This is a genomic window from Candidatus Chloroploca mongolica (assembly GCF_004762035.2).
GTDB classification, from domain to species: Bacteria; Chloroflexota; Chloroflexia; order Chloroflexales; family Chloroflexaceae; genus Chloroploca; species Chloroploca mongolica.
This window is the reverse complement of the sequence record NZ_SIJK02000039.1, coordinates 15,968-37,136: the sequence shown is the minus strand read 5'-3', so window position 1 is coordinate 37,136 and position 21,169 is coordinate 15,968. Positions and strand designations below refer to the sequence as shown.

Here is a 21,169-nt window from a genome sequence, read left to right as displayed (position 1 = left end):
CGCCTCCATCCTTGACGATACCCCGCCGGAGGCATAACCTATGGCTCAGTTCCTGGTCACAGTTGTTCCACGCGAGCCGACCGCGTATCACGAGCAGTTGCATCTGCTCTATTTGCTTGCTGGTGAAGCGTTGCACGCTGCATCAGTCGCCCGCCTGACCGAAGAGTTGCTGCACGATCCCGTTGTGCAGACAGCGACCTGGTGTGCGCTCGAGCGGGTAGCGCTGGCGACCGAGCCGATCCCGGTTGCGGGCCACGTTATTGAGGTTGCGTATCGTCCAGGGGTGACGGATAACGAAGGGGAAAGTGTGCGTATTGGGGCTCACCGCCTCGGCATCGAAGAGGTGGAACGCGCCCGCGCCCTGCGGCGCTATCTCTTGCCGCCCGGCGGCGATCCCGAACAACGGGCCAACGAGCTCGCCATCGATCTGGTGCAGACAACCTTGATCTATCAGCCCGGCGGCGCGTTTGATGAGCGCCTGGGCTTCTATGACACCCTGCTAGCGGCCCCAACCGAGCACGCCCTCCATGTGATGGCGGTGCCCTTGCTTGCCGCCGATGATGAAACGTTGCTGCGCATTAGCCGCGAGGGCGTGCTTGCGCTCGATCTTGCCGAAATGCGCGCCATCCGCGACTATTTTGCGCAACTCGGGCGCGACCCGAGTGATGGCGAGCTTGAGACGCTGGCCCAGACGTGGAGTGAGCATTGCAGCCACAAGACGTTTAAGGCTGAAGTTAGGTATCAACAGGATCTTCGTGGCGAGACCGTAGCGCCCCCCCCCGGGGCCTCAACGCTCTACCCGATGTGGCACGAGCTTGCCGGTGCGCCGGTGACGATCAGCAGTCTGATTCGCCACTATCTGATGGCGGCAACCGACGCCGTTCTCGCCGCCCGCGCTGCGCACACCAGCGCGCCGTGGGTCTTGAGTGCGTTTGTTGATAATGCCGGCATCCTCGCCTTTACCGATGAGCACGAGGTTTCGTTCAAGGTCGAGACCCACAATCATCCGAGTGCGCTGGAACCCTTCGGCGGGGCGAATACGGGGGTGGGCGGGGTGATCCGTGATGTGCTCGGCGTTTCCGCTGAACCAATCGCCAATACCGATGTGCTCTGCTTTGGGATGCCCGATATGCCCCCTGAGCGCTTGCAGCCAGGGGTGTTGCATCCCCAGCGTGTCGCCACCGGGGTGGTCGCCGGCGTGCGCGACTATGGCAATAAACTCGGCATTCCGACCGTCAATGGGGCGGTGCTCTTTGATCCGGGCTACACGGCCAACCCGCTCGTCTATGCGGGGACTGTGGGACTGGCCCCGCGGGGCTACCACCCTCGCCAGGTCGCACCAGGGGATGCCGTCGTTGTGCTTGGCGGGCGCACCGGGCGCGACGGCATTCACGGGGCGACGTTTAGCAGCATCGAGTTGACCCATGACACAGCAACCACCGTGGGTAGTGCAGTGCAGATCGGCGACCCGATTACCGAAAAGAATATGCTTGATGTGCTGCTGCAGGCGCGTGACCGCCGCCTCTACAGCGCCATTACTGACTGTGGCGCGGGTGGGCTCTCCTCAGCGGTGGGCGAAATGGGCGCAGAATGTGGCGCAACGGTGGAACTAGCACAGGTTCCGCTAAAATATGCCGGCTTGCAACCCTGGGAAGTCTGGCTCTCTGAGGCGCAGGAACGCATGGTGCTGGCGGTGCCCTACGCGAATCTCGACGAATTCCTGGCGCTCTGCGCGGCCGAGGATGTCGAAGCAACGGTGATTGGGCAATTCACCAACGACAAACACCTGCGCGTAACGCACAGTGGGCTCAATGTGGTTGATCTGACGATGGACTTTCTGCACGATGGAAGGCCCCAGCGTATTCTTGAGGCCCGCTGGTCGGGGGAAGGAAAAACCGCCCCCCTACCGGCAACCGCCCCGTCAGACCAAACTGCGGGCGATCTCCTGATAGCCTTGCTCGGGCACCCCAATATTGCCTCAAAAGAGGCCATCGTGCGCACCTACGATCACGAAGTGCGTGGGGCAACGGTGATCAAGCCACTGGTCGGGGCACAGATGGATGGCCCCGGCAATGCGGCAGTGTTGCAACCCGTGCCAACGACCACGCGTGGCCTCGCCCTTGGCTGTGGCATCAATCCACGTTACGGATACATTGACCCCTACTGGATGGCGCTCGCCGTGGTTGACGAGGCCATGCGCAACGTCGTTGCCGTCGGCGGCGACCCCGCACAGACAGCGATCCTCGACAACTTTTGCTGGGGCGATCCACGCCAGCCTGATCGTATGGCGGGGTTGGTACGCGCCACCGCAGGTTGTTATGATGCCGCTGTCGCCTTTGGCACCCCCTTTATCTCGGGCAAAGACTCGCTCAACAACGAGTACCGCGACGCTGAGGGCAACCGGGTCGCCATTCCACCGACGCTGCTCGTCTCGGCGCTAGCCTTTGTACCCGATGTACGCCACTGCGTCACAATGGATCTCAAGCGCCCAGGCAATGCGATCTACCTTGTCGGCACGACCCGCGCCGAACTCGGGGGCAGTCACCTCGGCCTCGTGGATACCCATGCGTATCCCGGTAGCACCCAGGTGCCTCGGGTCGACCTGGACACAGCGCGCACAACCTTCAACGCCCTGCATACGGCGATCAAAGGCGGACTAGTTGCCGCCTGTCACGACCTGAGCGAAGGCGGGCTTGGCGTGGCCGCTGCCGAAATGGTCATCGCCGGCAACCTGGGTCTCGACCTGACGCTTGATCCCATCCTGCTCACCGAAGGCGTCGTCGTCACCTTGTACAGCGAAAGTCCAAGTCGTTTTCTGATCGAAGTACCGTCAGAAGAGCGTGAAGCTTTTGAAGACGTATTGCGCGGGGTGCCGCTGGTGCATCTTGGGACGGTCACCGTTGAGCCACACCTGCAGATCGAAGCCGAGGGTGCGCGCGTGCTCAACCTGCCGCTTGAAGCGTTACGCACAGCGTGGAAAAAGTGAAGGGAAGAATCTCTGCTTCGCTGGCCGTTTTGCCAGCAAAGCAACAGGTTTTAAGAGCGGCAGCCTCGACATGGTGAAAGTATGCGCGAATATCCTATCTTTAATGAAATAGGGCATCGGGTCTACCCCATGCTCAAACCGATCCAATTGCTCGTGGCAATTCGCGAGCGCAAACTCCCGATGATTGTCTACCGCCCCTTCCTGGCGGATCTGATGCTTACCTACGTCATTGACGAACAGGCGAGCATTGCCTATCTCAATGACGATCATCTGGAACGCTGGGATCTGGCAGAACACGACCTGCACACAACGGCGATCGCCAATCTGCGCCAGCGCACCGAAGAAAAGACCAGTTACACGATCGCTGGCGAGGGGGCTTCGCGACTTCTGATCTATAATACCCTTGACGGGTTTGATGCAACCCGTCTGCTCTTAGCGAATCTGCTCGAACGGCATCGCATCGATTTTCCTGGGCAGATGGTGATCGGTATTCCCAATCGCGACTTTCTGATTGCCTTTAGCGATGCTGACCGCGAGATTCTGACCAACATCGCCAATCAGATCCAACTTGATGCAGCCCAACGCGACCACGGACTGACCGATCAACTCTTTACCCTGCGTGGAGGCCAAATACGTGAGTATGAGTGGCAGTAGCAGCGTCGACGCACGCCTCTGTGCTTTTACCAGGGTGGGGCTTAACCTGACCTGTCGCAACGGCTTATGAGCGAATTTCTCACGATTCTCCTGTTGCTGATCTGGTATGCAGCCATCGGCTATTTCAGTTGGACACAACGCACGCCCATCTATTTCTTTACGCTGCTCGCCGGCCATGTGAGCGCCCTCGTCATCCCTCTCTGGAGCTTTGCGTATGGCCTTGAGTATCGCCTTGATGTGGTGACTGTCCAGATCCTTGCGGCTGAGCCTGTCCCTTTAGGCATTATGTTAAGTAGTGCCTGGTTGATCCCCCTACCGGCGCTGGCGGTCTTTACGCTCTACCGATTCCGCTGGTGGTTCCCTGGGCAGGTCACCGGCCTGCTCACCTATCTGGTCTTTCTGCTCTACCACCTGCTCATCGAAGTGGCTGGGATGCGCCTCGGGTTCTGGAGCTACGCAAGCAACGGCGGGCTGCCGCTCGGCTTAAGTGCTTCGGTGCTTGCCGCAATGATGGCGAGCCTGATCAGCTACGGCCTACTCTACCTGCTGCTGGTCGTCCAGCGCTTTGCGTGGACAAGCATGCTCATCGCGTTGCTTCCAGCGATTCTGGGCTTGAGCCTGCTGATGTACGGGGTGCTGGGCGCACCACTCTGGCTGGCGCTGGTGCTAGACGGGGCCGACTGGACGATCACGGCCGGCCTGGCCAGCACGTTGCTGTTTCTGGTCTGGGGGTGGCAAATTATCACCAGAGGGATCGGGCAGACTGAACAGCGGTATGGCGAGGGTCGACGGTGACCCACGTAACGCCTGACATGCTGATCGCGGCGTATAGCCAGGGCATCTTTCCGATGGCGGATGAAGACGGTGCCATTGGGTGGTACGAACCCAGAACCCGAGCCATTATCCCCCTAGATGGGTTTGTCGTGCCGCGACGTCTGGCGCGTACCGTGCGCAGCGGGCGCTTTGAGGTGCGCTATGACACGGCCTTTCGCGACGTGATGCGGGCCTGTGCCGAACCAGCCCCGGGTCGCGAGCAGACCTGGATTAGTGACGAGATGATCGCGGCCTACACTGCCTTGCAGCAACTCGGCTTTGCGCACAGCGTCGAATGTTGGCGCAACAACCAGCTTGTCGGGGGGCTGTATGGGGTCGCCATTGGCGGCCTCTTTGCGGGCGAGAGCATGTTTCACTGCGAGCGTGATGCGAGCAAAGTGGCGCTGGTGCATCTGGTCGAACGACTGCATGCCGGGGGCTTTGTTTTGCTCGATTCGCAGTACATTGTGGGCGACCATATGCTACAATTCGGTACTATCGAGATCTCGCGCAATGAATACCATCGCCGTCTACGCGCAGCCTTGCGTGTGCCGGCCAGGTTTTAAGGTTCTATGGACGATCTACTGCTTGAAGAATATGAACTGTGCGCTGCGTTGCGCACCTGGCTGGAACAGGCTCCGCCAACCGCGTTTGCTGTCTCACTTGAACGGCTCAGCGATGGGCGGGTTTTGTTGCGCCCGTTACCCGAAGCCAGCCCGGAATTGCTCGCCCGCCTGCGCATCACGATGGCAAAATATCGTGAAGCGCTGATGAACCTGACCTGATGCCTATGCACTATCTCCACGCGACCGACCTGCTCATTATCCATGAAGCGCTGATCGAGCAGTTTGGCGGGATGCCAGGCATTACCGAGGCGGGCTTTGCCCGTCTGCAAGCTGCCGTCGCGACGCCTCAACAAAGCATGTTTGGGGTTGATTTATATCCTGATCTGGCGAGCAAGATTGGTGCGCTGGCCTATGCGCTTATTCGCGGGCATCCCTTTTCGGATGGGAATAAACGAGTTGCTGTTGTAGCGCTTGACCTGATGGCAACGCTAAATGGGGCGAGTCTCACCGCGAGTAACGATGAGATCTATGCCCTTGCGCTGGCGGCAGCTGAACATCACGCACGTGCCGAGGTCATTGCCTGGGTACGTGAACATCTGATGGTGACAAACGCATGACCCACCATATTACACTGGGGGATCTGGTAGATATTCGTGACCGGATTGCCGTCGATGATCCATGGCGTTTCGAGATCGTCAACCCTTCGGGGTTACTCTCGGCGCTCACAACGCCGTTTCAGGCCGCCTTTGGGCAAGAATCCTTTCCCAGTCTCGCCGATAAGGCTGCCGCCCTCGTCTTTCTGCTGATCGCAAATCACCCCTTTCGTGACGGCAACAAACGCATCGCCGGCGAAGCGATGCGGCTCTTTCTCGGGCGCAATGGCCTGGCCTTGCAGGCAACCAGCGAGGATCTCGATGCCCTGACAAGGCTTGCCACGACCACCCACGATCCCCGTGATAGCATGCTCACCACCTGGATCGTGGAACATACCACGGCAGCACCCCCAGGTACGCCTGCCGTACTCTGAAGTGAGACGTATGTTGCAGGGAGGTGTGGGCGGCGAAGTCGCCCACACCTCCCTGCAACAATTGACCCCGTGCCAGAAGGGGAATATGGCCCAAACCTTTGACATTTGGCGATCAGGGCGTTATAGTTTGATATGGTTTTCAAGACTACGCCAGCAGGAGCAGGAGGCTCTATGAGCAAGAAATGGGTCTACCTCTTTCGTGAGGGTGACGCGACGATGCGGGATCTTCTTGGCGGCAAAGGTGCAGGTGTAGCAGAAATGACCCGCACCGGTGTGCCAGTGCCACCAGGGTTTACCATCACGACTGAGGCTTGTAACACGTATTACGATGTCGGACAGGAATTTCCTGAGGGTCTGTGGGATCAGGTCATTGCCGCAATGAAAGACCTTGAGACGCAGACAGGCAAGACGTTTGGCGATCCCGCCAACCCCCTTCTCGTGGCTGTCCGTTCCGGGGCCAAGTTTTCCATGCCGGGCATGATGGACACCGTGCTCAACCTGGGGCTCAACCAAGCGACGCGTGAAGGGTTGGCCCAACTGACCGACAATCCACGCTTTGCCGCCGATGCGTACCGCCGCTTTGTGCAACTCTTTGGCAAGATTGTGCTCGGGGTCGATGGCGAGCGTTTTGAGCATGTGTTGGACGAGGCCAAAGGCCATGGTCAGCGCCAGGATACCGATCTTTCGGCAGAAGAGTTGACTCAGATCGCCGAGACGTTCAAGGGCATTATCAAAGAAGATGCAGGCGTCGAATTCCCTGAAGACCCGTACGAGCAGTTGCGCGAAGCAATTGCCGCTGTGTTTCGCTCGTGGAATGGGCGACGCGCCCGCGATTATCGGCGCATCAATAAGATCGCGGATAGCCTCGGCACCGGCGTCAACGTGCAGTCAATGGTCTTTGGGAACATGGGCAACGACTCGGCCACTGGCGTTGCTTTTACACGTAACCCCAGTACGGGCGACTCGGCGATTTTCGGTGAATACCTGGTCAATGCCCAGGGCGAAGATGTGGTCGCCGGTGTGCGGACCCCACAGCCGATTAGCCGGTTGCAAGAGACGATGCCCGAGGTCTATGCCGAGTTTGCGACGATTGCCAAGCAACTCGAACAGCATTACCATGACGTGCAGGATGTCGAGTTTACCATCGAGCGTGGCAAACTCTGGATGTTGCAGACGCGCGCTGGCAAGCGCACTGGGGCCGCTGCAGTCAAGATCGCGGTGGATCTCGCTCACGAGGGTGTCATTGATAAGGCAACCGCGGTGCAACGGGTTGACCCCCACGCGCTCGATCAGTTGCTCCACCCGATGATTGATCCCGAGGCCCGTAAGACGGCGACGGTGCTAACCACTGGTCTGCCTGCCTCGCCCGGCGCGGCGAGTGGCAAGGCGGTCTTTGATCCCGATGAGGCCGAGTTGCTGGCGAATACGGGCGAGAAGGTGGTGCTGATCCGGGTTGAGACGGCCCCCGAAGATTTCCACGGCATGGTGGCCGCTCAGGCGATTCTGACCGCCCGTGGGGGTATGACGTCGCACGCTGCGGTGGTCGCCCGTGGAATGGGCAAGCCGTGTGTGGCTGGTGCCGGTGAATTGCGCGTCAGCTACGCCGATCAGTCGGTCTCGGTCGGGAGCGTGACGATCCGCAAGGGTGATTGGGTCACCCTCGATGGCGGTACCGGCGAGATCTTTGCCGGGGCGATGCCAACCGTCGAACCTGAATTGTCCGAAGACTTTGCCGAGTTGATGAGTTGGGCTGATGAGATCCGGACGATGGGCGTACGCGCCAATGCCGATGTGCCCCACGATGCCGAAGTTGCCCGCCAGTTTGGGGCCGAGGGCATCGGGCTCTGTCGCACCGAGCACATGTTTTTTGAGGGCGACCGCATTGATGCCGTGCGCGAGATGATCCTGGCTGATACGGTTGAAGAGCGCCGCGCCGCCCTGGCCAAGATCGAACCCTTGCAGCAGAGTGACTTTGAAGGGCTCTTCCGGGCGATGGACGGTTTGCCCGTCACTATTCGAACGCTTGACCCGCCGCTGCACGAGTTCTTGCCTCACGACGATCACGAGATCGAGGCCCTCGCTGCCAAATTTGGCGCCGATCCCAGGCGGGTGAAAACCAAGGTCGAGAGTCTCCGCGAGGCCAATCCGATGCTTGGTTTCCGTGGCTGCCGCCTTGGGATTATCTATCCTGAGATCACCGAAATGCAGGCCCGGGCGATTTTCAAGGCTGCCGTCGCGGTAAAACGCGAAGGCGTTGATGTGCATCCCGAGGTGATGATCCCGCTGGTCGGCCATCTCAGTGAACTCAAGCCGCAAGAAGAACTGGTACGCAAGGTCGCCACCGAGGTCTTTGCCGAGGCGGGCATTGAGATCCCGTATCTCGTGGGCACGATGATCGAGTTGCCCCGTGCAGCCCTGACCGCCGATGAGATCGCCGGTGTCGCCGAGTTCTTTAGCTTCGGCACCAACGACCTCACGCAGACGGCCCTCGGGCTCTCACGTGACGACGCCGGGCGCTTCTTGCCCCTCTACGTCGAGCGTAAGATTATGGCCGACGATCCCTTCCAGACGATTGATCAGCGTGGTGTTGGTCAACTTGTCCAGATGGGCACCGAACGCGGACGGAGCACCCGGCCCAATCTGAAGGTCGGTATCTGTGGCGAGCATGGGGGCGATCCGGCTTCGGTCGTCTTCTTCCACCAGGTTGGCCTCAACTATGTCAGTTGCTCACCCTACCGGGTGCCGATTGCCCGCCTCGCAGCGGCGCAGGCCGCGATTGGCGATGCCAAGCGCGATAAATAAGTGGCGCTCTGCTGACGCCTGTCTTGATGGGCGTCAGTAGCGACGTTTCATAGCGAGGGATGCGACAAGCACAATAGTTGCGTGGAGCGTCACCTCGCTGACGTGGAAGGAGGTCTCGATGAAGCCTGAGTGGAGTGGAAGTCCGGAAGTTGGGCCTACGGTCTTGATGTATACTTTGGCCGGGGCACTGTCGTTTATGCTGCTCGTCTTTGTCTTTGCTTTCTACTGGTAGAGATGGTGACAAGCACCGAACGGCCCGCTCGTCCTTGCAGGACGAGCGGGCCGTTCGGTGTTTTGCCAGTTTCCCCTAAGGTTGGATGACGGTGACGGCCTCGATCTTCCCGGTGCGCTCGAAGATGCTGCGACTCGTCGCGAGATCCAGGGTGTCTCCAGGTATCGTCTGTGTGGTGCCGTCGGTGAGTTGAAGCGTGATCTGCGGAGTGTCGCCGCGCTGGTAGACCACCGGTACCTGGCAAAAGGTGAAGGCGAGCGCGCCTGCCAGGAGGCGCAGGGTGCGACGCTGGCCGGCGACATCAAGGTAGTTGAAGACGCTCGCTGCACGCCCCCACTCGGCTGGATCGAGCAGGTGCGGGCGAAAGGCGAGGCATCCGCCCTCGACCACAAGGCCGAGTTCACCCATCCGCGTGAGCAACTCCTCTTTGACCTGACCGGTCATGCCAGGCTGCTGCGCCCCACGGCCAAGCGGGGTATGCGAATAGGGATCGAACGGAAACGCCCCGTAGGTGGCCGGATCTTTGCGGAAGCCGAGCCCCGTCCGTACACTGTGGTACGCTTCGGCAAGCCCGTTGATCGTCGCAACATCAGCGCCCTCGGCGATGGCACGCGCATGCGTCTCTTGCACCGCCAGCAACAACTTGGCAACCATGTGCCAGTAGATGCTGCCGAGACCCTCGTAGGCAAAGAAACTGCCCGAGCGTCCGGTGAATTCACTGTGACGAAAGACTTCTTCAAAGAGCGCGGCCAGCCTGGGGCCATCAGTGACAACGGCGGGGGCAAAGCGTACGTCGCGACTCAGTTCGTCAAAAAGCGCCTGTAGATCACGGAGGTTGCGGAGATCGCCGCCAAAGTGGTAATCACCGTTGGCATCGCGCACAAGCAGTCGGCGGTCACCAGTCGCTTCGAGCGCCGCAACAAGCTTGAGCGAGGCGACCTGCGTGGCCGCGACATGGTTCTTCTGCAGAAAACCGGGCAGATCGCGATTCGGGTAGAGCATGTAGCTCTGCTGGTCTGGTCGATAGAGGGCACTTGTGCGCAGCGTTGCGAGCAGTGCCAGACTCGCTTCAGCACTCAGCAGGCCCGACGAAAGGATCGCGACCTGACCTTCCAGCATTTCGCCGAGCCGACCGATGGACGCACGATCTGGGTCAAGCCGTAAGAGATTGTAGCTATGATAGAGGCCGTCATCGCGCCGATTGACCCGCAGGCTCTGTTCGACAAAGGCAAGCGCAAGCTCGAGACGCTCAACGACGGTGCTGCGTGAGAGCGGGCGGAATGTGCCGCTCAGACCAGAGGCATAGATGCCTTCGCGGTAATGCTCGCCCACACTGCCCAGCGCATCCATCAAGATACGGCGGCTCGTATCATCGAAGCCAGCAGGCAGCAACAAGCATGCTGACTCCAACAGGCCAAAGACGCTGTCGAAGAGCGCGCGCACCTCGGTCGTCACGGTGAGATCGCCGGGACCACTTGCAAACAGGGCACGGCAAAAGATGAGGTAGCGCCGCAGGTAGGCGAGGGTGACAACCGAGAGTCCCTTGCCGACGAGAGCGTTGTTGGCATCGTTCCATTCAGGGCGCTGGGTATTCATCCAGATGCCACCCTCAGGCACGAAATTGACGAGCTTGGCCAGCAGCAGCAGCAGCAACTTTTCGGCCAGACTCACGTGGAAGACCTGTCCATCGGGGCCGGGGAGCAACTTGCCATCGGCACCTCGGACCGCAACGCGTTGCTCGATCAGGCGCTCACGCTCCCAGTCAAAAACAATCGTAGCAGTTGGATCAGCGATCAGCGCCGCATACGGCTTGATGCGGTACGGCACCTCTACATGGCTATAGCAGCGCCGGTTCAGCAGCGTACTGAGCCGCCCCGGCTCAAAGCGCTCGGTAGCCTCGAGCAGTTTGAGCAGATAGATAATCTGGTGGTCACTCCAATAGCCAATGTTCGCCCAGGGATTCTCAGGCTCGGGCACTTCCCATTCAACGCCCGACCGGGCGAGCCGATACGGATTGTAGCCATCAGCAGTCGTGGCATTCAGGAAGAGCGCAACCATGCTTTCGAGAAAGGCGGGAAACGCATAGCCGAGTGGTTCCCAGTTCTGGAACAGGTCGCGCCAGTTCCCCTCATACGTGAGGCGGCGGCGTCCATCGTGGGTACGGACATTGATCCTGAACCGATTCCACGGACGACTGGGATCGCCGTGGCGACGGCTAAAGGTGAGGGGCAGATATTCGGTGCAGAGCCGTTCGAGATCGGGAGAACCACTGGTCGTCGCCTTGCTCCGCAGGTCACGGAGTTCAAGATGAGGGGGGAGATGCGTAAAAAAGGCACGGTGCTGGTCAAGCAGGTGCGGGCTCCGCTCGGCCATAAACGCACGCAGATCATCAGCATCCAAACGATACCCATCGGCAAAGACCCCGCCGCGCAGAAGGTTAAAGAGGGTATTGGCGGCGTGGTGGGCGATCGTCATCGGCTCGGCGCTCTGTTGCAGGCCATCGGCGGCAGCAACGAGCGCCTCGACCTCAGCGCGGCCACGGGCAATGTCGGCCTCGAGGTCAGCGACGAGGCCCGCAGGATCATCGCGCAGCGCCCGCGCAAGATCGGCGACCGCAGCGGCATCTTGGGCAACATCGGCAACGACACGCCACGTATGGGTCGTACCGGGGGCCAGGTCAAGCGTCGTGGCAAGGAGATAGGCCCCGCGTTGCCCACGCACATCGTGCTCGGGAAGGAGTGGCTCATTGCGGCGGAAAGCCCTGACCTGCGCCGAAGAGAGCAGCGTGACCGCGTTGGGCAGCCCGTGTTGCCAGGCCACCGTCGCCCGGAGCGACTCGCTTGCCTCGGCGAGATCAGTGAGGGTCGAACTGAGCGCAAAGATCGCCAGGCCACTCGGGTCAAGCACGGTGCGCTTATAGGCATCAAGCAGATTGCTCATCTGTGACTGGGTAAGCCTAGTCACCCCGTGAGGGAGGATATTTTGCAGACCATCAAGCAGACGTACTGTACATGGTGCCCCCGTCAATTCCTGGAGGCGACACGTACGCACAAAACCAAACCGCGGGCTTGTCTGCCAGGTCATCGTAAACGCAAGCCCGAGCGCGTGGTTGATCGACTCAAAGACCAGTGTTGTGCTCAACGCATCCTTATAGAGATGCTGCACAACCTTGTCATCGTGTTGATCACAGCGCACCAGCGGCTCCCATAGATGGGTAAAACCCGCCCGGGTAACCGCAACGACCGTCAGCGGGCCGGTGTGGGCCTGACTATCATAGAGCCGATCAACCGTCTCATAGGGAAAGAGCGCCGTATCAGGACTCACGCGGCCAGCGGTGAGGCCCCCACTGCTCGTCACAAACATCCAATGGTCAGCCGCACTGACCAAAGTCATCAGAAAGGGAGGCATCTGATCAATGTTGCTGATCCGGTAACACGCAAGACCTTCGCGCTCAACAAAGTCACCCTGCACCTCAACCATATGCATAGCTCCTCACCCCTCGCTGGGCGTGGCAGCGGCAAAGCCGCTGCCACGCCCAGCGAAAAACCTTACCCCTTGACCGCACCTGCGGTCAAGCCAGAAACGATATAGCGTTGCAGCACAAGGAAGAGCAAGAGCATCGGCAAGGTCATAATCAGGACGGCAGCGGCGAGCGTCGGCCACTCACTGCCATAGACGCCCTGGAAGACGATCATGCCACGGGTGATGGGATAGTAATCCTTGCTGGTCAAATAGATCGTCGGCAAGATCAGTTCGTTCCAGATCCCGATCGCGTGCAGCACCGCGATCGTTGCAATCGCCGGCTGGATCAACGGAAAGACAATCGAGGTCACAAAACGGAAATACCCGCAGCCATCCATCGCCGCCGCCTCGTCCAACTCGATTGGCAACGTCTTGATATAGTTGACCAGGATCACAATGCCAATCGGATTGACCAGGAAGAGCATCACATAGCCGAACGGGTTGTTGTAGAGGCCCAGACCGAGCATCAATTGGAACTGAGGAATCAGGGCGACAGGCAAAAAGAGCGCAATGACATAGAGCGTCAGCAACCAACCCGCGCCCTTGACATAGCCACGGGAGATCGGGAAGGCCACAAAGACCGCCATCACCACATAGACCACCGTTGCCGAGACCGTATAGATCAACGTATTGGTCATGTAGCGCAAGAAGTTGGCCCGCTGCCAGGCATCAATGAAATTCTGAAAGTGCAAGCCAGAGGGCAACGCCGTCGCACTCTTCATAAACTCGGGCATCGTCTTGAGCGACGTAATGACCAGCATCATCAACGGCCCGAGGTAGACGATGGCAAAGAGCCCGAGAATGAGATACGAGACAAAGCGGATCCAGTTGAAGCGCTTGACCGGGAATAAACGTCGCTCGGGAAGCGCTGTTGTTTCAGGGTTCGTTATCGTACTCATCCAAGAATCCTCTTTTCACGCTGCTGGAGGAAATACTGCACCGGCAAACCGATTGCCAGCACGATAAAAAAGAGCACAATCGAGGCCGAAGCCGCATAGCCCTGGCGGAACGCACTCGTCACACTCCCCGAGGTCTGACCAAAGCCCTGGGCGAAGATCAGATAGCCGAGCACCTGGGTACCATTGCGATAGCCGATGAGCACCAGGAACAACTGCCAGGCCTGGAGTGAGCCGATGATATTGAGCAGCAAATTCGTATTGACACTCGGCGTCAAGAGCGGCCATGTCACATGGCGGAAGGCTTGCCAGCCGCTCGCGCCATCAATGCGCGCACTCTCGTAGAGATCGGAAGGGATCGTCTGCAACCCGGCGATGAAGATCATCATCGTCACGCCAACATTGGCCCAGATCTGGACAAAGATCACCCAGGCAATTGCCGTCGAGGGCTGCCCACCGAGAAACTCCGAGCGAATGCCGAATGGTTCAAGCATCGTCGCGAGCGGCCCACCGAGCGGATAGAGAAAGAGCGACCAGATCAGACCCTGGATCACCGCACCAAGGATCACCGGCATAAAGAAGATCGTCCGAAAGATATTGACACCAATCAGACGCTGGTTCACCAGCAACGCCAGGAAGAGCCCGAGACTAAACTGGATGGTGGTCACGAAAAAGGAAAAGACGAGGGTGCGCCAGAGAGCCCCATAGTTATCGATGGAAGCCTGGCCCATAAAGAGGAACTCGCGATAATTCTCGAAACCGATCCAGTTGAGCTGCGACCCCTGGATGCCGCTGGCATCGGTGAACGAATAGACCGCCGTCGCCAGCGAAGGGCCGAGCATAATCAGGACGTAAAAGAAGAAGCCGGGCAGTAACAGCAAATAGGGCGCCCACCTCGCCCGACCACGCCCAAAATGATAGTTATGCAAGCTACACCTCCACGCTGAGTAGTGTATGAACGAAGTATTCCGGGTAGTGCCGACTGAAGTCGGCTTCCGGGTCAGCCGACTTCAGTCGGCACTCCGCATATGCCCAATGTAATGCTTCAGCTTCATGAACCGGCGGGGAGCGCGGGCGGGCCGCCCGCACTCCCGGGTTGCCGCAAGGCACCTTGCCCTGACGAACGGCAACCCACCGTGAAGCATCATTGAACGCCTAGTTGCACTACTTTTCAAAGAAGCTCACGCGAAGGCGCGAAGGGTGAACGTACCTACGCGAAAACCCTTGCGCCTTTGCGCCTTTGCGTCAAAACAACCGCCTTCTTTGCAAGGTATTGCACCTAATTGCTATCGAGGCCCGACTGCAAATCGGACTGCACTCGATCGGCAAGTTCCTGAGGATCATCAAAGGTACCAAAGGGCTTGAAGTAGGAAGCAAACGGATTGGCATACTCGCCGGCACCCTTGGGGGCAACCCAGTACTGCTCGTAGCCTACGCGGAAGTTCGCGAGATAGGGAGCCACTTCCGAGCCGATGAAGGTATCGAGCGTAGCGCCGGGCTGCGTGGGAATAAAGCCAACGGCATTGATAAAGGCCTGATAGTTAGCTGGCTCTGAGAAGGCCGTCAGATACTTGATGCCCGCCTCGGTATTGGGGCTCTTGGCGGCAAGTGCCCAACCCTGGTCATACTTGCCAAAGAGGAAGGAGTTGTCAGCAACATCATTGCTGCCTGGGAAGGGAATATAGCCCCATTCAAACTCGGGCTCAGCCGCCTCGATCGCCGAAGCGTACCAGGTACCACCGGGGAACATCGCGACCGCACCCGAAGCAAAGCGACCAGGCGCAGCATCGCCCGCAATCCCACTCGCCCCTGGCTCCATCATCTGCTGGGCATAGATCTGCATCCGTTCCCACATCACCATCGACTCCTCATCGTTCCAGCGCCGTTCACCGGTCCAGAGGTCTTCGACCAGTTGGGCCTGATCGGGGAACAACGCACCAATCAACCCATAGGCCCCGACGAAGATCGGCCAGCCATCTTTGCCACCCGCCGTCATACAAGAGATATTCGCCTGCGCAAAGGTCTCACATGCTTGCACCAACTCGTCCCAGGTGGTGGGTACGACAACATTGTTGGCCGCAAAGAGATCCTTGTTGTAGTAGATGCCACTGTAGGAGACACGGCCCAGGTTGATATGATAGACTTGGCCGTTGTAGGTGCCCGCATCTCGGATCGAGACCTCGTCATAGTTCTTGACAAACGGCTGATCAGTGATATCGAGCAGCAAACCAGCCTCAATCAGGGTCTGCCAGTTCGGCGGAGTCACATTGGACATGAAGGGTTGAGCCTGATTCGAGAAGCCAAAGATGCCAATCACATCAATATCATTGGCCGTCAGGCGGGTCTGGGTCACGGTGCTCAGTTCATTTGCGTTAACTACTGTCATGTCAACCTTGACACCGGGGTTGGCTGTCTCAAACGCCTTATTGAACTCCTCCATAAAAGCGACCATTGGGGGATTCTGATGGACAAGCACGCGAAGGGTTGTTGACGAACCGGCGGTACCCTCACCACCCGAAGAAGAGGCACCACACGCCGACAGGAGCAGCGCAAAGACAAGGATCAGGCCGAACATCGTTGAACGCCACCTAGACATAGGAAACCTCCCAGAGCTTTGAGCGACACGTCGCCATTGACTTGCAACGATGCGTTACCGGTACAGCATTTGACCGGTCTTGGCTCGTTGCCTGATTAAGAAACCGATTTCAGAGATATAACGGAACAACGTTGGCCTCTTTTGCAAATAAGTGTCAGCTAATAAAACAGATTGCGGCCTTTACGCTGCCGACCCATATCTTGAAACCGATTTCATTATACAAGGCCAAAAGAATCCTGTCAAGGCATTATAAGCCCAAATATTTGAAACCGTTTTCAAAATTACCCAATCGGATATTGGCTCTTTTTTGCTTCTATGGTAGAATACGTCGGTATATTGCGCGTAACAGTTCGTGAAACCGCTGTCAAAAAATAGGGCAAGTTCCTATGTCAAAGCAACCAACCGTCAGTGATATCGCCCGGCTCGCCCACGTCTCGCCAAGCACGGTTTCGCGGGTACTCACCGGGAGCAGCCGGGTTCACCCAGCCAAGAGTGCAGCCGTGCGTGCGGCCATCGAGCAGTTGAACTTTCGTCCTAACCTGACGGCCCGAGCCCTCTCTCTCGGGAAGTCGATGGTGATCGGCATCCTGACGCAGAGCATGATGAGCCAGTTTTATGGTGAACTAGCGCAGGGAATCGAAGAGGGTCTGGCGGGCAGTGGGTACCAGGGGGTCTTTGCGAGTGGTCACTGGGAGTCGCTCGATGAACAGGCTGCACTTGATATTCTGCTGGCTCGCCAGGTCGATGGCCTGATCGTGCTGGGGGGCTATCATCCTGATATCGATTTGCGTGCGATCAACAAGCAAATCCCGTTGATTGCCGTCGGGCGCCACATCGAGGGTCTCGAAGAGCACTGCATCCGCGTCGAGAATGCCTCCGGCTCGTTTCAGGCTGTGCGCCATCTGATCGATCTCGGTCATCGGCGGATCGCCCATATCAGTGGCATTCCGTCGCACCTTGATGCATGCGAACGGCAACGCGGGTATACCGAGGCGCTCACCTCAGCCGGGCTTGCCGTTGATGAGCGCCTGATCGTCGAGGGCAACTTCACCGAGCAGAGCGGCCTGCTTGCGCTTGAGACGCTCCTGGCGCGGGGAAGTCATTTCACGGCGATCTTTGCCGCCAACGACCAGATGGCCTACGGCATCAGGCTCGGCCTCTACCGGCGCGGGCTTCGTGTTCCCGATGATATTTCGCTCGTCGGCTTTGACGATCTGCTCGGCTCAGTCTACACCACCCCGCCCCTGACGACCGTCCGTCAATCCATGCTTGAGCAGGGTCGCCAGGCCGCCTGCGGGTTGCTGAGGCTGCTTGCCAACGAGCCACCCGCGCTTCCCTCCATCACAACCGAACTCGTGATTCGGGAAACGACCGCCCGCGTACGCGGGTGAGGCGTAGCTTCCCGGAAGCTAAAAGCTTCCGGGAAGCTCACTCATCCGCGATCCTGTCAGGGCCGCGAAGCAGCAACTGGGGGCGCTCACGCTCGACATAGGCCAACTCCCATTCGTTGGCAAAGAGGAGCACCGGATCGCCATTGTGATCGCGCATCTGACGTATCGTTGAAAAGAGGCGCGTCTCTGACAACACCTCGGGTGTGCAGGTCGGCCAGCGGGCAGCAGTATAGGCCAAAGGCTCAAGGGTGGTCTCGACATTGTACTCGGCGGCCATGCGGGCCTGCACGACATCAAACTGGAGCGCGCCGACAGCAGCGAGGGTTGGTTCGCGCCGCAGGCCATCAGGGTCATAGAGCAACTGCACAACCCCTTCTTCAACGAGTTGTTCAAGGCCCTTGTGGAATTGCTTGTGTTTGGCGAGGCTGCGGTTCTGCAGCACCGCAAAACACTCGGGCGCAAAACGCGGGATGGCGGTGAACGTCAAGGGCGATCCGGCACAGAGCGTATCACCAATGGCAAAGACCCCGGGATTCGTCACGCCGATCACATCGCCCGGAAAAGCCTCGATCACCGTCTCACGCTCACGGGCAAACATCCGACTCGGCCGTGTGAGCCGGATGCTCCGCCCGAGGCGCGGGTTCTGAACCTGCATATCCTTGGTAAACCGACCCGAACAGATCCGGATAAAGGCGGTACGGTCGCGATGCTGCGGATCCATGTTGGCCTGAATCTTGAAGACAAAGCCTGAGAACGGTTCGGCAATCGGATCGATCAAGCCCCGGTCACTCATCCGCATCCCAGGCGGCGGGGCGAGTTCAACCAGCGTCTGCAAGAAGGGCTCGACCCCAAAGTTGTTCAGCGCACTTCCAAAGCAGACCGGCGTTACCTCCCCGCGGAGGAACGTCGCCTCATCAAACGCTGCGCCGGCACCTTCCAGCAGGGCGACCTCATCACGCAGGCGCTGGGCCGCAGCACGACCAATCAGCGTATCAAGGGACGGATCAGCGAGATCAGCCACCTGAACCGGCGCACGTTGGGCACCATGGGCAGTACGCGTAAAACGCAGCACCTGACGCCGAGACAGGTTGTAGACGCCCTGGAAATCGCCGCCCGAGCCAATCGGCCAGTTGAGTGGCGTCGCACCGATTTGTAACACCTGCTCGATCTCATCAAGCAGATCGAGAGGCTCGCGCCCTGGTTGGTCGAGCTTGTTGATAAAGGTCAGAATCGGCACCCCCCGGCGGCGGCAGACTTCAAAGAGCTTGCGCGTCTGTGCCTCAATACCCTTCGCAGCATCGAGCACCATGACGGCACTATCAACCGCCATCAGCGTACGGTAGGTATCCTCGCTGAAATCCTGGTGGCCGGGGGTATCAAGCAGATTGATCCGACAGCCGGCATAGTCAACCGCCAGCACCGTGGACGTGATCGAAATGCCACGCTCACGCTCCATCGCCATCCAGTCAGACGTCGCATGGCGCTGGTGCTTGCGGGTTCGCACCGAACCGGCGAGATCGATGGCCCCCGCGTAGAGCAGCAACTTCTCGGTTAGCGTTGTCTTGCCTGCATCAGGATGCGAGATAATCGCAAATGTACGACGGCGGGCGGTCTCGGAAACCAACTGCTGATCGGCAAGCGTTTGCTCAGTTGGTGGGGTGATCATCATAGACATCAGGCAGGCATCTCCTAGAACCGTCCGCAGCGTTATGTTCCAGCGAGCTCAAGAGTTGGCCGCGAGTGACTCCAAGGGCACTGGCAATCTTCTCGAGCGAAGCAAGCGAAGGCGAGGCCACATCTGCCTCAATTTGAGCGATAAAAGAGGGCGAAAAGCCGTATTGTACACTATTATTGTACAAATGTGAAATAAGTGTTCACACTTTTCCTGGGAGCGAGGGCGTCCCGCCCTCGGAATGCCTTTGAGGGCGAGACGCCCTCGCTCCCAGGCTTGCCTGTTACCCTACATGTGAACACAAGAAAGATGTGATCCAGGTGAGAACTTCATCATCCAGGAGAAACTCCATCTTTTCATGTTATACTTTGAATACGATCCGTTTATGTTCTTATCTTTCAGCGTATGGCAGTTGTTTCTGATGCAAGCAATTTGCTTGCTTGCCGCCAGATCATTAGTGCGTGCAATCAAGCGTATGGGTGGCAATTGGATGCCTTCACATACGAGTATTACGTGCATGCGTTGACACCATTGATAACTGCTGTCCCGCCCGAGCGTCAATCAATGGTGGTGTTACATTACCATCTCGATCATCGCATGGTAGCTGCACTTCGTGATGCCCATCACCCCGCGCACCACGAGACCTGGGTGAAGTGGTCACAACAAGTGCTTGGGGTGTTGCGCCGTGCGGGGATCGATTGGTCACGCGATGGCTCGCTCGAGCTTGATGATCTGGCGCAGATTGCCCGTGGCGATCTGGCCCAGGCGCTCCCGAGTTATCGTTATCAAAGCCGGTTTCTCTCGTGGGCCTATAGTGTGGTGGTGCGTAGTGCGCACCGCTATGTGCGGATGAGCCATGCGCAACGACGTTCAGCACCGAGTGTGTCGCTGGACCTCCTCACGACAACCCGGTCAGGTGAGGCGTTGGCCGTGTCCCACGAGGAGACAACGTATGCACGCTTGCTCGCGGCACGGGTGCAGGCTGTGCTGGCTGCCCATACTGATCAACGCCTATTACCAATTTTTCGGCTGTGGGCCCTGGAGGAACGGACTTCGGCTGAAATCGGGAGCCTGGTCAATCTCCACGAGTCACGGGTGCGCGCCCTGCTGAAACTTGCGCGGACGGTGCTCCGCAATGATCCTGTCATTCGTCAGTGGTATGCAGCTGGCGATGAACAGCAGGCTGCTTCCTGAATGTCTGCAAGCTGCACTTGCCACATTCAGGAGATAGGGAGGGTCTCAGGGACGCCAAGCCCTCCCTACGTAGATGGAAGGATCGACGATGAGTTCTTCGCCGTGTGTTGAGGTTCATCACTGGCTTGCTGCCTACGATGAGGCCCCTCCGCCTGTGGCCCTGGTGGCCCATGTGCAGGATTGCGCTCGTTGCCAGACGGCGTTGCTGACGTTTCTCGCTGAACGCATTGGTATTCCGGCACCACGTGATCCGAGTTGTGCAACGACGGAAATGGATCTGCCAGCGATGCTCGATGTAGAGCGGAGTGAAGGGGCAGTTGCCGCTGCACGCGCATTTCCTGATGTTTGGTGGCACCTGTGGACGTGTCCTTTGTGCGCCGAGGTGTACCACGATACCGCCGTGCTGATGGATGCAACCGACGCGGGGGTCTTGACTGCGCCGCTTCCCCAGGCGCATCAGCCGACGCTCCGTCTGTCGCACACCTTCCTGGCGAACGTCTTTGCGCCCCAATTGGCAGCGGGAGCAGCCTGGAACAGTGCGACGCCTGAACTTCAACTGGTCGCTGAAGAAGATGTACCAGAAGGACGGATCAGCCTCTCGGTGGGGGCGCACGATGTTGACCAGTGGTGCCTCGAAGTACGGGTGCATCCTCCTCACCCAGGGACGGTACTGGTTGGTCTGGGCGAACAGGTCTTTGTGCAGGCGCTGCGTGATGATCAGGTGGCCTTGCTGACGCACCTGCCGCTGGCCACGCTTACTGATCCGGATGGCCCCGAGCTTGCCATTGCGCTTGCACGAGCAGAAGGTGGGTAGTGGC

Annotated in this window: 17 protein-coding genes; 11 read left to right on the top strand and 6 right to left on the bottom strand. The window is 58.9% G+C overall.

Translation table 11 applies throughout. The annotated features are described in order from the left end of the window. The first annotated feature begins 40 nt into the window (after nucleotides 1–40). From purL to ppdK, 8 genes are all read left to right on the top strand, one after another. Nucleotides 41–2,986, top strand: a complete 2,946-nt coding sequence (gene purL / locus EYB53_RS18425) for a phosphoribosylformylglycinamidine synthase subunit PurL (protein WP_135479862.1) — start codon at nucleotides 41–43, stop codon at nucleotides 2,984–2,986. 81 nt (nucleotides 2,987–3,067) lie between these two features. Then, entirely contained in the window at nucleotides 3,068–3,640 is a 573-nt protein-coding gene (locus EYB53_RS18420; protein ID WP_135479861.1) for a DUF1444 family protein, read from the top strand. 66 nt (nucleotides 3,641–3,706) lie between these two features. Further along, the gene (locus tag EYB53_RS18415; protein ID WP_135479860.1) at nucleotides 3,707–4,435 is read left to right on the top strand and encodes a hypothetical protein; all 729 of its coding nucleotides are present in this window, start codon (nucleotides 3,707–3,709) and stop codon (nucleotides 4,433–4,435) included. Further along, nucleotides 4,432–5,019: a leucyl/phenylalanyl-tRNA--protein transferase gene (gene aat / locus EYB53_RS18410; protein ID WP_503827070.1), complete on the top strand. Its 588-nt coding sequence runs from the start codon at nucleotides 4,432–4,434 to the stop codon at nucleotides 5,017–5,019. Before EYB53_RS18415 ends, aat begins: the two co-directional genes overlap by 4 nt. A 6-nt stretch (nucleotides 5,020–5,025) precedes the next feature. Beyond that, nucleotides 5,026–5,238: a hypothetical protein gene (locus tag EYB53_RS18405; protein WP_097652317.1), complete on the top strand. Its 213-nt coding sequence runs from the start codon at nucleotides 5,026–5,028 to the stop codon at nucleotides 5,236–5,238. Further along, nucleotides 5,238–5,636, top strand: a complete 399-nt coding sequence (locus EYB53_RS18400; RefSeq protein ID WP_135479859.1) for a type II toxin-antitoxin system death-on-curing family toxin — start codon at nucleotides 5,238–5,240, stop codon at nucleotides 5,634–5,636. The genes EYB53_RS18405 and EYB53_RS18400 overlap by 1 nt, the downstream gene beginning before the upstream one ends. Beyond that, a complete protein-coding gene (locus EYB53_RS18395; RefSeq protein ID WP_135479858.1) occupies nucleotides 5,633–6,046 on the top strand; it encodes a type II toxin-antitoxin system death-on-curing family toxin in 414 nt (137 codons plus the stop codon). Before EYB53_RS18400 ends, EYB53_RS18395 begins: the two co-directional genes overlap by 4 nt. A 171-nt stretch (nucleotides 6,047–6,217) precedes the next feature. Continuing rightward, entirely contained in the window at nucleotides 6,218–8,848 is a 2,631-nt protein-coding gene (gene ppdK / locus EYB53_RS18390) for a pyruvate, phosphate dikinase (protein ID WP_135479857.1), read from the top strand. A 307-nt stretch (nucleotides 8,849–9,155) separates the two neighbouring features. Here the strand turns inward: ppdK and EYB53_RS18385 are convergent, their stop codons facing one another. The 4 genes from EYB53_RS18385 to EYB53_RS18370 all read right to left on the bottom strand — a co-directional run bounded on the left by EYB53_RS18385 (nucleotide 9,156) and on the right by EYB53_RS18370 (nucleotide 16,094). Continuing rightward, a complete protein-coding gene (locus EYB53_RS18385; RefSeq protein WP_135479856.1) occupies nucleotides 9,156–12,560 on the bottom strand; it encodes a 1,3-beta-D-glucan phosphorylase, GH149 family in 3,405 nt (1,134 codons plus the stop codon). A 68-nt stretch (nucleotides 12,561–12,628) separates the two neighbouring features. Continuing rightward, a complete protein-coding gene (locus tag EYB53_RS18380) occupies nucleotides 12,629–13,501 on the bottom strand; it encodes a carbohydrate ABC transporter permease (protein WP_135479855.1) in 873 nt (290 codons plus the stop codon). Next, nucleotides 13,498–14,427 (bottom strand): carbohydrate ABC transporter permease, encoded by a 930-nt coding sequence (locus EYB53_RS18375; RefSeq protein WP_135479854.1) that lies wholly within the window; start codon nucleotides 14,425–14,427, stop codon nucleotides 13,498–13,500. Before EYB53_RS18375 ends, EYB53_RS18380 begins: the two co-directional genes overlap by 4 nt. A gap of 350 nt (nucleotides 14,428–14,777) precedes the next feature. Further along, complete coding sequence (locus EYB53_RS18370; protein ID WP_135479853.1) at nucleotides 14,778–16,094, bottom strand: ABC transporter substrate-binding protein; 1,317 nt, start codon at nucleotides 16,092–16,094, stop codon at nucleotides 14,778–14,780. A gap of 386 nt (nucleotides 16,095–16,480) precedes the next feature. Between EYB53_RS18370 and EYB53_RS18365 the strand changes: the two genes are divergently transcribed. Next, on the top strand, nucleotides 16,481–17,485 hold the full coding sequence (locus tag EYB53_RS18365; protein WP_135479852.1) for a substrate-binding domain-containing protein: 1,005 nt from the start codon (nucleotides 16,481–16,483) through the stop codon (nucleotides 17,483–17,485). A gap of 37 nt (nucleotides 17,486–17,522) precedes the next feature. On the opposite strand, the gene EYB53_RS18360 is transcribed toward EYB53_RS18365, so the two are convergent. Further along, the gene (locus tag EYB53_RS18360; RefSeq protein WP_254151130.1) at nucleotides 17,523–19,160 is read right to left on the bottom strand and encodes a peptide chain release factor 3; all 1,638 of its coding nucleotides are present in this window, start codon (nucleotides 19,158–19,160) and stop codon (nucleotides 17,523–17,525) included. Further along, entirely contained in the window at nucleotides 19,132–19,344 is a 213-nt protein-coding gene (locus EYB53_RS26660) for a helix-turn-helix domain-containing protein (RefSeq protein ID WP_371879132.1), read from the bottom strand. Before EYB53_RS26660 ends, EYB53_RS18360 begins: the two co-directional genes overlap by 29 nt. A gap of 218 nt (nucleotides 19,345–19,562) precedes the next feature. Between EYB53_RS26660 and EYB53_RS18350 the strand changes: the two genes are divergently transcribed. Both EYB53_RS18350 and EYB53_RS18345 read left to right on the top strand, forming a co-directional pair. After that, nucleotides 19,563–20,351, top strand: a complete 789-nt coding sequence (locus EYB53_RS18350) for a sigma-70 family RNA polymerase sigma factor (RefSeq protein WP_135479851.1) — start codon at nucleotides 19,563–19,565, stop codon at nucleotides 20,349–20,351. A gap of 88 nt (nucleotides 20,352–20,439) precedes the next feature. Then, nucleotides 20,440–21,165 carry a hypothetical protein gene (locus EYB53_RS18345; RefSeq protein ID WP_135479850.1) on the top strand — a complete coding sequence of 242 codons (726 nt, stop codon included), beginning with the start codon at nucleotides 20,440–20,442 and terminating at the stop codon, nucleotides 21,163–21,165. Nucleotides 21,166–21,169: the final 4 nt, after the last annotated feature.